Origin of the sequence: Paenibacillus sp. RU5M, assembly GCF_900221055.1 — a bacterium.
Taxonomy (GTDB): Bacteria; Bacillota; Bacilli; order Paenibacillales; family Paenibacillaceae; genus Paenibacillus; species Paenibacillus marchantiae.
The window spans coordinates 107,182-120,709 of sequence record NZ_OBQM01000009.1 but is presented as its reverse complement, the minus strand read 5'-3'; the positions used below and the strand labels follow the sequence as shown (position 1 = coordinate 120,709).

11 protein-coding genes are annotated in these 13,528 nt (G+C 43.7%); 8 read left to right on the top strand and 3 right to left on the bottom strand.

What is annotated here, in order from left to right:
* Window positions 1–127: 127 nt before the first annotated feature.
* Window positions 128–1,615, top strand: coding sequence for a DHA2 family efflux MFS transporter permease subunit (locus tag CRO25_RS23570; RefSeq protein ID WP_063566677.1), 1,488 nt, complete (start codon window positions 128–130; stop codon window positions 1,613–1,615).
* A gap of 75 nt (window positions 1,616–1,690) precedes the next feature.
* On the opposite strand, the gene CRO25_RS23565 is transcribed toward CRO25_RS23570, so the two are convergent.
* Window positions 1,691–2,764, bottom strand: coding sequence for a glycosyltransferase family 4 protein (locus CRO25_RS23565; protein ID WP_162842454.1), 1,074 nt, complete (start codon window positions 2,762–2,764; stop codon window positions 1,691–1,693).
* Between the two features lie 239 nt (window positions 2,765–3,003).
* Between CRO25_RS23565 and CRO25_RS23560 the strand changes: the two genes are divergently transcribed.
* From CRO25_RS23560 to CRO25_RS23530, 7 genes are all read left to right on the top strand, one after another.
* The gene (locus tag CRO25_RS23560) at window positions 3,004–4,134 is read left to right on the top strand and encodes an ATP-binding cassette domain-containing protein (protein WP_179132248.1); all 1,131 of its coding nucleotides are present in this window, start codon (window positions 3,004–3,006) and stop codon (window positions 4,132–4,134) included.
* A complete protein-coding gene (locus tag CRO25_RS23555) occupies window positions 4,131–4,847 on the top strand; it encodes an ABC transporter permease subunit (RefSeq protein WP_063566679.1) in 717 nt (238 codons plus the stop codon). Before CRO25_RS23560 ends, CRO25_RS23555 begins: the two co-directional genes overlap by 4 nt.
* Before the next feature lie 4 nt (window positions 4,848–4,851).
* Entirely contained in the window at window positions 4,852–6,246 is a 1,395-nt protein-coding gene (locus tag CRO25_RS23550; protein WP_079696629.1) for a GldG family protein, read from the top strand.
* Window positions 6,243–7,262 (top strand): DUF4340 domain-containing protein, encoded by a 1,020-nt coding sequence (locus CRO25_RS23545; protein WP_179132247.1) that lies wholly within the window; start codon window positions 6,243–6,245, stop codon window positions 7,260–7,262. The genes CRO25_RS23550 and CRO25_RS23545 overlap by 4 nt, the downstream gene beginning before the upstream one ends.
* A 226-nt stretch (window positions 7,263–7,488) precedes the next feature.
* Window positions 7,489–8,454 carry a YhcN/YlaJ family sporulation lipoprotein gene (locus tag CRO25_RS23540; protein ID WP_063566682.1) on the top strand — a complete coding sequence of 322 codons (966 nt, stop codon included), beginning with the start codon at window positions 7,489–7,491 and terminating at the stop codon, window positions 8,452–8,454.
* A gap of 311 nt (window positions 8,455–8,765) precedes the next feature.
* On the top strand, window positions 8,766–8,990 hold the full coding sequence (locus tag CRO25_RS23535) for a helix-turn-helix transcriptional regulator (protein WP_017692532.1): 225 nt from the start codon (window positions 8,766–8,768) through the stop codon (window positions 8,988–8,990).
* A 198-nt stretch (window positions 8,991–9,188) separates the two neighbouring features.
* On the top strand, window positions 9,189–9,659 hold the full coding sequence (locus CRO25_RS23530) for a virulence RhuM family protein (RefSeq protein ID WP_097115821.1): 471 nt from the start codon (window positions 9,189–9,191) through the stop codon (window positions 9,657–9,659).
* 142 nt (window positions 9,660–9,801) lie between these two features.
* Here the strand turns inward: CRO25_RS23530 and CRO25_RS23525 are convergent, their stop codons facing one another.
* Both CRO25_RS23525 and CRO25_RS23520 read right to left on the bottom strand, forming a co-directional pair.
* The gene (locus CRO25_RS23525; RefSeq protein WP_179132246.1) at window positions 9,802–10,548 is read right to left on the bottom strand and encodes a helix-turn-helix domain-containing protein; all 747 of its coding nucleotides are present in this window, start codon (window positions 10,546–10,548) and stop codon (window positions 9,802–9,804) included.
* A 127-nt stretch (window positions 10,549–10,675) separates the two neighbouring features.
* The gene (locus tag CRO25_RS23520; protein WP_079696625.1) at window positions 10,676–13,447 is read right to left on the bottom strand and encodes a TrlF family AAA-like ATPase; all 2,772 of its coding nucleotides are present in this window, start codon (window positions 13,445–13,447) and stop codon (window positions 10,676–10,678) included.
* Window positions 13,448–13,528 lie beyond the last annotated feature (81 nt).

Sequence of the window (13,528 nt, the reverse complement as noted above, 5' to 3'; positions counted from 1 at the left end):
AACCTATGCTCAAACAAGAGTTTAAAACGACGGTTTAAAACAAAAGTTTGAAACGTCGTGAATATAAGGCCAATGGAGAGGCACATACAAAGATAATGCCTCCAGGCCGGAAAAGAGAGTGGAGAGATTGAAACAACAAACAGCAGTACCCCAGGACCCGGCGGAATTCTCGATTAAAACGATTATTCTGCCGCTACTGGCTATTATCGTCGGGATGATTATGGTCATCTTGGACAGCACGGTGGTTAACGTGGCGATTCCGAATCTGGTTCAATATTTTGAGACCGATCTGAAGACCATTCAATGGACGGTTACAGGTTACACGTTGGCCTTGTCAGCCGTCATTCCGCTGGCGGGATGGTTGACCGACCGATTCGGTGCCAAAAGAGTATTTCTGTTCACGATTGCGATGTTTACTCTGGGTTCGGTCTTATGTTCGATCGCGCAATCGCCTGAACAATTAATTATTTACCGTATCATTCAGGGACTTGGCGGAGGCATGGTTGCTCCGATTGGTATGGCGATGGTATTCCGCCTGGCTCCTCCTGAAAGAAGAGGTTCTATCATGGGTATGCTCGGGATTCCGATGCTGTTGGCTCCTGCACTGGGTCCGGTATTATCGGGCTGGTTCATTGAATCATTCAGCTGGCACTGGATCTTCCTGATCAATCTGCCGATTGGTATTGCCGCTTTTATTCTATGTATCAAATTCCTGCCGGATACGGATCGTGGACGCACGCCTGCGCTTGATCTGCTCGGTATGATTCTGGCACCAATCGCATTCTCGATGCTCGCATACGGTGTAAGTGAAGGCGGAACAAGCTGGACGTCTGCAACAACACTGACAGGTGTGATTGTCGGAGGCGTGGCGCTGATCCTGTTCGTTATCGTGGAACTTCGTCACAAAAATCCGCTGTTGGAACTTCGGGTGTTCAAATCATCTGATTTCACACGGGGTATTATTCTGGCATGGGTATCACAAGTCGCTTTGTTTGGGGCGATGATTTTGATCCCACTTTATCTGCAACAAATCAAAGGCTACACTGCATTGGAAACAGGACTCATTCTGCTCCCGCAGGCGCTGGCTTCGGGTGTGGGTATGCCACTTGGTGGACGTTTGTTTGATAAAATTGGTGCAAGACCACTTGCTTTCGTGGGTCTGGGTATCATCTCGGGTGCACTGTTCATTCTGTCTTCGATTACGGCGGAAACGGGCCTTGGTCTGATCATTCTTAGCCTTGTCATGATGGGATTGGGTATGGGCTTCTCCATGATGCCACTCAATACGCATGTACTGAATGCTGCTCCACGTAAGCTGGTAGGTCGGGTTACCCCGCTTACTGCTGCTGCACAACAAGTGGTTGTGTCCTTTGCAGTTGCTGGCCTGACTGGATTCCTGACCTCCCATATTGCAAGCAATACAGCTGGAGCTACTGACGCTACAGGTATGGTGAATGGATTAGTGGCTGGTTTTAACGACACCTTCTTCCTGGCCGCGTGTATTGCCTTGTTTGGATGCCTGCTCAGTCTGATTCTGCGCAAACCAAAACGGATGGAGGAAGATACCCTTCAAACAGGGGATCAACCTGATCCTGCAATGATGATGGGACACTAATTTTTATAAGCCGATCTTAAGAAAATAAATTAAGGCAGTTCAGAGCATGCTTCTGAACTGCCTTTTTTGTTTTGTTTAAAAGAAAATGCTCAAGGCTGTCATCATTTCTCGAAATGAAGTGGCGTAACGATCAGGGGAGAAGGAGATGGCCATATGCTGTCTGCCCTGAATACGTATATACTCCCGCAGCTTTTTGTTGCGCATAAGGTCTGCAGCTTCGGATACAGCCGTATTCACGTTGCCAATCGGATAGAATTTACCCGTTCGGTTATGTGTAATAAAGGACCTTACGCCATCCGAATCGGTACTGAGTACCGGACAGCCGCAGCTGATGGCTTCAGCAACGGCGTATCCAAAGCCTTCAAGCAGCGATGTAGATAGCATGATACCCCCGGAAGCTGCAACCATGGAGTAGAATGTAGGCATCTGGGAATGGGGCACGTTGATAAAGATGCCAATCCGATCTTCAAGCCCGTACTCCGCAAGCATGTGTCGGAACATGACCTCGTCCTCGGGATTAGCCAAGGTCGGATCGTGGAACAACCATAGTCTGGCTTTTGGAATTTTTTTAATGATTTCACTGGATATCATCAAATATTCCCGCCAGTTTTTGTTGTGTTCGAGCCTTCCTACCCATGCAATTACTGGATAGGGAGGGGTATCCACCGAAATTGGGGCAAAGGTATTGGTATCCAGCATATTGGGAATGACAAACCGGTGAAGCCATGGGCACATATGGATGAACAGCTCCAGTAAATGATCGGTTGGAGGAATGAGCGCAGCATTACAGTGGGCTTGCAGATAAGGTACTCCCATCTGAATGGTTTCCATAGCTTGCTCACGTGTCCCAAGTCCCTGTGCTTCATAGATAATGCGTCCTTTATACCCGAGGGCTCTTAATCTGCCCGGCATGGCAATATCGGAGGTAACAATAATGGCATCATAACGATGATGATGAATCAAACTGTGAATTTCCTCATCACTGGAAGCGGTGAAGACCGGCGTGCTGGTATTGTTCTGCATTCCCGAGCCAGGGTACAGATACAATACATGCGCTTCGATGCCATGGCGTTGCAGAACGGCTGTGCGCAATCGATTTAAAGTATCCACACCGCCGCTTGGAACAAAAAATGTGAATAGTACTTTCACACGGTTCACCCTCTGACTTTTGTGCAGGTGCTCATGCTCCTGTACTTTAAGGTACGTTGCCCCAGAGTGCAGGGTGTGGGTGAATGAAGTGTTGTTCACATTTTAGACACATATTTTTAAGCTCTCTTTTAAGTGACTTTAAGCTGCATTTAGGATACAACACGTAAGATACAAGGAACTTCCCGTGTTGACCATCAGAAGAAAGCGATGATGGCACACGGGTATTTTAACGGGAAAGGATGAATGATGTGCTCGAAGTGAAACAGGTAAGCAAAGTATTTGATGGACGGCGCGGCGTGCATCAACTGGATTTCACAATGGAGCGCGGTGAGATTGTTGGATTTTTGGGACCGAATGGTGCCGGGAAAACCACCACGATGCGAATGATTACAGGCTATTTACATCCAACGGCAGGCTCCATTGCAGTGGATGGCATCTCAGTGCACGATCAGGGCAGGAGCGTCCGTTCCAAGATCGGTTATCTGCCGGAGACACCGCCGCTTTATCCAGATATGACGGTACAGTCGTATCTGAAGTTCGTCGCTAATCTGAGGGATGTCCCGACACGTGAAGTGAAATTGCGAATCAGTGAAATGGTGAGCAGGCTGGGTCTTCAAGGTCGTGAGAAGCAATTGGTTCGCGGGCTGTCCAAAGGGTACAAGCAGCGTCTGGGTCTGGCTGGAGCCATTATTCATAAACCGGATCTGCTCGTGCTGGATGAGCCAACTTCAGGTCTTGATCCAAATCAGATTATGGAGATACGAGATCTGATCCGTGAACTGGGTGAGAATCATACAGTGCTGCTCAGTACACATATTTTGCCGGAAGTGAGCGCGCTGTGTAATCGCATGTTGATTATTAATCAGGGACAGCTCGTATTGGACGGTTCACCGCAGCATTTTGGCTCAGCGATGGGGGATCAGTTCAAGGTGTCCATTGAAGTGAAGGCAACAGAGCAGCAATTACATAATGTGCTGACACCATGGGAGAAGGTACGAAGTGAAGTCATTCAAGCAGCAGATGGACAGACATCCACTGGTTCTACTGATACGGTCAAAATGCTGCTTACCGGTGAATCTTCCGAGGATTACCGAGAAGAACTGTTCTACCTTTTGTCTGGTGCAGGCTTGCCGATCCTGGAGATGAAGAAAGAAAATCTCAGTCTGGAACAGATTTTCCTGAAGCTGACCACAACGGAAACGGAATCCGAAGTGGAACTGGCAACACAAGAGACTGAAACTGATAAAGTGCAGCTCGCCAATGAGGTGACGGATGAAGAGGCCAATTTGAGCACGACGTCAGATCTGAAGCAATCGACTGGGTCCGAGAGCGCTTCATCTGATTCCCACACAGGGGAGGGTTCCAAATGAGACGAATGATGGCGGTTTGCAATAAAGAACTGCAGGCATACTTCCTGTCACCGACGTCGTATTTCGCTTTTGCCGTATATGTACTGATGACAAGTTTGCTGTTCTATTCCAGCTTTGTGTATTACCAGCCAAGCATTGTGGATTATCGCCTGGTGCTCGGAGACACGTTATCCATGCTGCTGTTTGTGGTGCCGTTGCTGACGATGCGACTGGTGGCAGAGGAATTCCGGCAGGGAACGGACGAACTGTTATTGACTTCACCTGCACGGGTGACCGAGATTATTTTCGGTAAATATTTGGCGTCACTCGCCATTCTTGTTGTACTTATCCTGTGCAGTCTCGTTTATCCGTTTATTATGTCCTTCTTTGGTGAATTAGATCTGACATCCGTATGGTTGTCTGCACTGGGTCTCTTTTTCCTGGGCGGAAGCATGATGGCGATTGGACTGTTTGCTTCCACGTTATCTCAGCACCAGATGGTATCTGCGGTAGCCGGTTTTATTATTTTGCTCGTATTGTGGATGCTTGATTCATTTGCAGGCAATTCCGGATCTACGTTACAGCAATGGCTGGATCCATTTGCGCTGACGAACCGGTTTGACAGCTTCACGAAGGGTGTACTTAGTGGCCCAGATATATTGTATTACGTGACGCTCTCAGGTGTGTTTCTGCTATTAAGCATTCAAATTGTGGAACGGAAGCGGTGGAGGTGAGAAGATGAAAAAATGGTTGAGTCATACCAACAGTACCGTGCTGTCTGTAGCGGTGATTGGCATCTTTATTTTGCTGACCCTGTTTCTGAATTCGCTTGGCGGCTTCCAACTGGATCTGACCTCGAATAAACAATATACCTTGTCAGACCAGTCTCTTACCGCGATTAAAAATGTAAAAGAAGACGTCAACATTCTGGTATTAACCGTCGAAAATGCGAATAATACGGTCTTGAACCGCGAAGTATCGGATATGGTTCAAGAATATACGAAACGCAACAGCAAACTGACGATGAAGCAATACAATCTGACGCAGGAGCCTACACTGGCCTCCAAATATGGCATCACAGGCAGCTCCATTGTATTAGAGCAGGGCGATCAGCATAAAGTCATTGATATCGCCAGTCTATTCACGGCTGTCGGGGATGGAAGCGATGGATCGTACCAGTTCACAGGTGAGGAAAAGCTGACACAAGCCCTAATGAATCTGTCTTCCACGGAGATGCACAAGATGGTTTTCCTGACAGGACATGAAGAGCTCGGCCTGGATCAACTGACTACACTGCGCTCATCTCTGGAACAAAATAATATCACGACCGAAGAACTTCAGCTGAATCAGGCAGGTCAGGTTCCGGAAGATGCGGATGTACTCGCGATTATTGGACCACAGCGGGATATTAGTGATACAGAATTGAAGGCTATTCGGACTTATCTAAGTAAAGGAGGAAAATTGCTGTTATCCCTCGGTTTTCATGAAGACATGAAGTTGACTTGGAAAAATATCGATGCACTCATGACGGATTATGGCGTGGTTGATGAGCATGCAGTCATGGTGGATAATCAGCAGGCCAGCACAATGGGCCCACTGTGGGTTGTGCCGGAGTATGGCACACATGCCATCACGGATAAACTATCAGAAAGCAAACTTTACCCGATGTTATCTTTGTCCATTGCTTTGACGAGCAAAGAGCAGGATAAATACACCTTGTCGCCGCTCATTCATTCATCGGATGACAGTTATGGCGAGACGAACATTGCAGGTTTATTGCAAAACGAAACAACCAACGATCCCGATCAGGATGTACAAGGTCCTGTTGAGCTTGGATATGCGGCGGATACAACAGATGGCAAACCGAAGGCTGTAATTCTGGGTTCATCTATTTTCATGCAGGACTCGGAAATAGTGAACGGTGGGAACCGAGATTTTATTCTGAATACCGTCAATTATTTAAGTGAAAAGGAAGATGGATTAACGATCCGGCCTCGGGTGCAATCCGGTTATCAAACGGCGTACCTGGATGGTAAACAAGCCAGAACCATTTTCTTCGTGGCGATTGTCGCATTCCCGCTCATCTTTGTTATGATAGGTGTACTCTTATGGTGGAGGCGCAGACGCGTATGAAAAAATGGGTCCCAACGATTCTAGTCTTATTGGTCTTGATTATCGGGTGGATCTATGCGGCCAGTCAGAATTATTTTCGTGAAGAGGAAGCGGAGAAAGTCAAGTTACTTGGTATTAAGTCTGCCGATATACAGTCCATCACGATTCATGATAACAATACAGACACATCAGGTGCTTCAAAACCCTCATCTTCACAATTGGAACTAAAAAATGGCGTGTGGAGTATGGTGGAACCCAAGGCATATCCTCTGAATGGGTATACGGTTAGCAGCTGGCTTGATGCCTTAAGTGGTGCAGATCAGGAACTGGTTGTGGAGGAAGAGCCGAAGGATCTCGCCAAGTATGGATTGGGTTCAGATGCAACGTTGCTGGATATCCAACTGAAGGATAACCGTGAGATCAAACTGAGCATCGGTGGTCAGCTGCCAGCAGATGACGCTCGTTATGTGCGAGTAGACTCCGGACCTGTCGTAGCAGTACAAACGGAATCCATAAGTAATATAGAAAAATCACGGCAGGATCTGCTGGATACAACTCCGTTTAATCTGGATGAAACCAATGTCACTACGCTGGAATGGGAAGGCGAAGCAGCCACCTGGATGCTCAAATCTTCCTCCGAGGAAGGTGCGGCAGAGCAGACGTGGAAGCTTAATGGTGAAGCGGTTGAAGCTACCGATGCTGTATCGCTGATTGGCAAAATTAAAAACCTGTCCACAGCTGACGATGTGCGCAAAGCCTCTGAACTGAAAGGCACCGTGCCACGCTTTACTTTATCTGTTGAGCAGACGGTTAATGGAGAAGCTGTTACGGATGTGTACCGGGGACTTACTATTCCATCAGAACCGGATCAGATCTGGGTAGTCACACCGGACGGTCAGTGGGCCTATCCGATGGATGCAGCTAGTCTGAAGGAAGCAGAGCAATTTCCGAATTCGATCAAAAAATCAGAATCAGATGCAACCTCTTCTTCGAGTGGAGAAGATGCTGATGCGAATTCCTCATCCACATCCAAGTAAGGGATTGGCTCCTTCAACATAATAATGAAGGTTCTCACTTGAACAGGAAATACGCGGTTATACAGAGCGGTGCTGCACTTTGTGCAAGCATCGCTTTTTTATGTGGAACAAGACCCATTGAGCCCAGATAAAGGAGTCTAATGTTCCATATCCTTTCAGCATATCGCTCCGTACAGAAGAGCATCCTATCCTTGTGACCAAAACCAACATAATTGGAGGATGAGACATGCCAGCAGCCAAAAAGGCGACAGCAATCAGCTTATCTTTGTCTACTGCAATCTTTGTAATGGCCGGATTGACGGGTTGTGGAACAAGTACAAAAGATAACAATCTGCACACCCAAAGTGTTCGTCATGAAGTGAAAGGCATTAACCGTTATGGTGTTGAATCCAATGGGATGGATGGCATTCGTGCGAAAAGTTATCGGACGCATAACGTCACCGACCTGAAATCAAGTGACGAGCTGGCTAAACGCATTACGGAAATGAAAGAAGTGAAGTCAGCACATGTCATGCTGACCGATCGTAACGCGTATGTTGCAGTCCGTTTGACAGATGGTCACACTGGCAAATTGGAAAGCAAATCTTTGCGTAACCGGGCAAATGGCACTATGCGTACAGAAAGCATGGGTCAGGATATGGGCGGTTTGCGTGTAAATGGTGGTAATGGAACCATGTCTCCATACAGCACCAGTGGCATTGCTCCGGGACTAAACACCAATGCAGCTACGGATCGCAGCCACATGGGCAATGATCGCAGTATCTATGGCACAATGGGTACCGGATCTTATGGCATGATGCGTGGTCTAACTAACAGTGGCAATGGCAATGCACGTACAATGACCGAAGGTCACTACGGGATGAAGAGTGAAACATCGCGTATTGACAGCACGGATGACAACACATCCGAAGAGATTAAATCCAAAATCTCGGCGAAAATCAAACAATTTGCACCTAACGTCGAGAACGTATATGTATCGGCTAACCCGGAATTTGTTCAACATGTGGAGAGCTATGCCACAGATATCCGTAACGGCAAACCGGTTAGCGGCATGATTAACACGTTCCAATCGATGGTTGAACGTATTTTCCCAACGAATGCGATGAACACAAATCACCGTGACGGCGTGCTTGATGATGGCATCATGAATCGTAACAACAACGATGGCATGATGAACCGCATGAATCGGTAATTTAGGTTGAACAAGTATGCCTTTGCGCTGATGGTCAACATTAGTTGCAGGGGCATGTTTGTTTTTAAAGGGATATTGAAAATAACGATTAAGAAGGATGATACATAGTATGCTCATATAATACTTAGTCCAAATTGACGATTTTGGATTACTACGTTTGTACCTACATAGCGATTATTCGTTCAAATTACAATTCACTGCCCATTTTTTTGATAAAACTGAACCAACGCCCTTGACCTTACATAAGATGAGTTGACTGTATCCCCTTAACCTTGTTACACCAACACAACCCAGGCAAGGAGGGGTGAACATTGAAGGGTATCGATCATAAAAGCAAATTTCTGTTGACCCACCGTGAACGCGAAGTATTCGAATTACTGGTTCAGGACAAAACGACGCGTGACATCGCAGGGCAGTTATTCATCAGCGAGAAAACGGTGCGCAACCATATTTCGAATGTGATGCAAAAACTCAATGTTAAGGGTCGTTCGCAAGCAGTTGTAGAGCTGATTAAGCTCGGAGAACTGAAGATCTGACGCGATACTGCACAGTTGATTGAAGCAGCATGAAAGTCTTTTTCTATTCTTCATCATGAAGAATGGGGAAAGACTTTTTTGTGTCTAATTTAATGGCATTTATTAGCACATAGGGACTAACAAAGCTGGCTTGAGATATGATAAAATGGGAACATACATTCCAATGCTTGCAGAGTAAGAAATGAGAGAGGTTGAAAAATGGACAATCTTACAGGTATCTTAATGTATCAAACTGAAGATGGGAATACCAAAATTGACGTTAAGCTGGAGAATGGAACGGTCTGGATGAGTCAGAAAGCTGTTGCCGAGTTGTATCAGACAACCCCTCAAAACATCACTCTTCATATTAAAAACATTTATCAAAAAAGTGAGCTAGCATCAGAATCAACTTGTAAGGAATACTTACAAGTTCAAACTGAAGGTTCAAGAGAAATTAAACATAAAGTCAAGCACTACAACCTGGAGCTAATTGTTGCTGTAGGCTATCGTGTTCGTTCCCACAGAGGTACACAGTTTAGACGTTGGGTAATGGAGTATGCAGAGGATCAAGCTGAACATCAGTCTCCTATGTATATGAAAGACTGGATTGAAAAGCTAAATTTGTTCCCTAAATTTAATGAGCGCGAGATTTTGACCGATGGAGGAAAAATTTCGCAAGAAGTTGCATAGAAACTGGCTGCGGCTGAGTATGAAAATTTCAATCATTAGAGGTTTACTATTGAAGTGAACGATGATTTTGCTGACTTTGTGAAACAGAATCGATTGCATAAAAAATAATCATTTGGGAGGAGTTAAAAATGAGGAAAGGACATCAAAGATCCCTTTCTTCCAGCCTTTTTAGTGCCTTTTTATAAGCTAACTCTCTTTGAGTCTCTTCCCAGTCAAGTCTTTGTAAAATCTGTTTCCAGTAAATATTACCTTTAGCCGCATAGGATTTTGCTGTTTCTCTCCATAAATAAGTTTCTGCTTCTTCGAGTACAATATAGAATCTACTTTGTATTTTCAAGTGTGGCATACCATCTTCCTTTATTAGACCATAAATTGTTGCAGGACTGGTTCTAAAGTGTTCAGCTGCTTCTTTTATGGTTAAAACAGTTCTGCCATAGTAGCTTTGTTTTTCTTTTTTTGTAATACTCAAAATTTCTTTCGAAAAACTTTCAAGCTCTTCTTTAATTAATTGTCGAAATATATCCTCAATCATTGGTGATTTCTCCTTATCTTGATAAAAATTTGTAATTTGAGATTGGACTGCTTTTACATTCCACTTATTATAAGGATCATCCCATCCTATTTTTTTATAATTAGTTATCGAGTCAGATATTTCGGACTGTTCAAAAATGATTCGTGATCTTACTTTTCGATGCGGCATTGCTCTGGAAAAAGTAAGTTGTCTTAAAGTATATGTTCCAATTCGAGTAAGTTTAGAAACTTCACCCATAGTCAGATATTTCTTATTTACTGCAGTTTGAGAAATAGACACTGATCCAATCATTTCAGCAATTTCAGATTGTAATACCGTTTTCAACAGATCTTCAATAACTTTTTTGGTGTTACTCATAAAGTGGATGCGCTCCTTTTCAATCCAATGTTTCTTTTCTGTAAAAATCATTTTTGCAAAGTAAAAATTGATACAGAGCAACCTCCGAAGTTGTGTGATATTCGGAGGTTGTTTGCACGTAGATTGCTTAGAAGTTATACTTCTCTTGTCTTCGCCTAAAAGCTTCCCTGGAACCTTCCATTATGTTCAATACTGCTTCTTTGACGTTTGGTTTTTCTAGTCCACCTTCAGCCTTTAAAATACCTTTGCCCATTTCGGTATTTAATGCATAAAGTAATTCGCAATCACCGTTGACCGGAATATTAGCATTGTGTGTAGCAAGGATAATTTGTCGCTTATATTTGACTCTCCTCAGTAGTGGAACCAGTTGATTGTATATGAAATCTGAGTCCAGCTCATCCTCTGGCTGGTCAATGAGGATTGGATTTGTGCCATGAGCAAACAGCAAGGCTAAAATCGCAGTGTTCTTTTGTCCATCAGACAGCCCACCATCATCTAGAGATCCAGCGCGAGTTCCATCATCCCGATATAATGTGATATTAATTCTGTCATTGATACGAGTAATTTGCATTGTCTCCCAAAATCCAATGCCATCCCCCGTGAGATATGCATTAAAGTCTCTATGATGTCCTCTTAACTCAGCGGGCATTAACTCTTCATTCTCAAGCCACTGTGCTAGTATAGCCCACGGTGTCAATTCCTCGCTTGCTTCAAATGTTTGGAACAGCCGCTCACCGATTGCTTCCCAATTCCTTCCCAAACGAGTATTTCCGCGAATATTATGATTTGCACTCCAAATCTGCTTGAAATGTTCCTGGTCTCTACATTTATAAATTTCGACAGATATGAACGGAGAACCTTGCCTTGTGTAAGGAATAGATCCAGAAGCTAAAATTGAATTAATTTTCTCGATTTTTAACGTTGTTTGAGCGAGCCAAGTGTCATGAAGAGTTCCGATGCTTGCAAATAGTTTTTCGATTTCCTGCGATGAGTTGGTTAATTTCTTTTCTCTGTCATCTAAATCTTGCTCCTTTAATCGAATGTTTTGCTCTAGCCCTTTCATGACTTCAAGTTGATCGGGTTGAACTCCTTTTTCATGGCAGGCAGAAATAAAATCTGTTTTTGTTTGCTGAATAGCGATTGCTATTGTCTCCCATTTTTCGTTTTTATCAGTGAGGCTACCAATCTCTTCTGAGAATTTTATTAATGCCGCTTCAATATTCTTTTCTAATTCTTGTTTTGCAGCTCTTAAACCTATATTTAAATCATCAAAATAAGAATCATTTAACCAGTCTTGTTTAACAAGATCAGCGTGTTCTCTTGTTGATGATTTAATCAGTTCCTTCCATGATGTAACAAGTGTATTAGTTTCATCTACGACTTCATGGATGTAGTTTTCTGCCACGATTGCTTTATTCCTACGTTCATTTTCTGCTTGTACAGATACGAATGCATCCCACTGCCTTTTAATCTCCTTGATTTCTTGAAGAAGAGTGTTTCGCTCGTTCTTCAGACGCTCAATTGTCTTTCTTGTTTGGAATAAACTTTGGATAGTTGATTTCAACTCAATTTCATTGGATTTCAGCCTATTAAGCTCAGAGCCAGAAATTGAATCAATCAGAGTTGATAAACTTTTTTGTTCTTGAGCAATTTCAGATATTTCTCGCTGACTGAATACTTGCACTTTCAAGTTCTTCAAGATAGTTGCAGGGTCCTGTGCTTCTCTGCTAGTAATATTTGCGGTTTGAGAGACTGCATCGTACTCAAAGTTATCCGTCAGCCCATTTGCGCCCTCCCAAGTGAGTCTTACTACTGATGTTGGTGACAATGTTCTCCTTACTCTAACAACCTGATCTTTACCTTCAAATTCCTGCTTATGAGATACTGCGAGCCTGATGTATTCAAGAATTGATGATTTTCCAGAACCTCTACCTCCAATAATACAATTTAAATTAGGAGATAAATGAATTGTTTGATTATCAAGAAAGGCAACATTCTCAATGGAAAGAGAAACGATTTTATCGTGTCTGACATCTTCGTCAGGACTATTAAGACTCAATTCAATTCGTTCACAATCTAAAAAAGCTTGAATGACAGATTCTAAAGATGGGTTGGACATCTTAACCCAAGTATGTCTTTTTCCTATGTAGCCTTTAGAACCTTCATGCAAGCTGTACGCATCAGAGGACATGACAGCAGCTACTCTACGTTCTCTTCTCCACTCGGCGTGACAAGCAACATCTGCTGTAATCAGCATTTGCATATTGGCAGAAAATTCAGCAAGCGGCTTTGGGACTTCAATAGCTAACAGTTTCGGATTGAGGAACATATCCCTTTGAAAATAATCAGTGAGGAATTTATCATTTAAGAGTCCGCTTTCTGATAGAGGATGTGCAGCAATGATAACACCGTTATGGTCCTCCTGAACGATTTTCTGAATACTGTCAAAAGTAGCCTGTGGTAATGGAGCAATAGTCCCATTTATCACACGTTCAGAACGGGGAAGACCTAATTGTGTAACAATATCATCTATATCATGAAGTGATTTGTTTTCTTCAAAAACACAAAGTAAATGAACACCTAACCCTTGAGAAATCTCCACTTCAAATCCGGGGAATATAATTAAAGGCTTTTTTTGCAAATGATCTGCTATGTATTCGTTTCTCCCCTTCAATACGCGAAGATATTCTAGTCCAATAAAATTGTGATCCGTAATACACACTAATTCCAATCCAACTTCGTAACATCTAGTTAGATATAAATCAACGGACGTAATTAGTTCTTCTTGCGTATACTCCCTTCTTAAATAGGCAGGATCATTTTGCAGCCAATTATTAGGGTCACCGGGTGTTTGCATTTGAAAATCACACTTATACCATCGCATTCCTTTGTAAGACATGACAAACTCCCTCCATGCACATTTTGATCATGTTAAATTCGACACTAGACATGGAAAAACCTTCAAGTTCACCAATTGTTT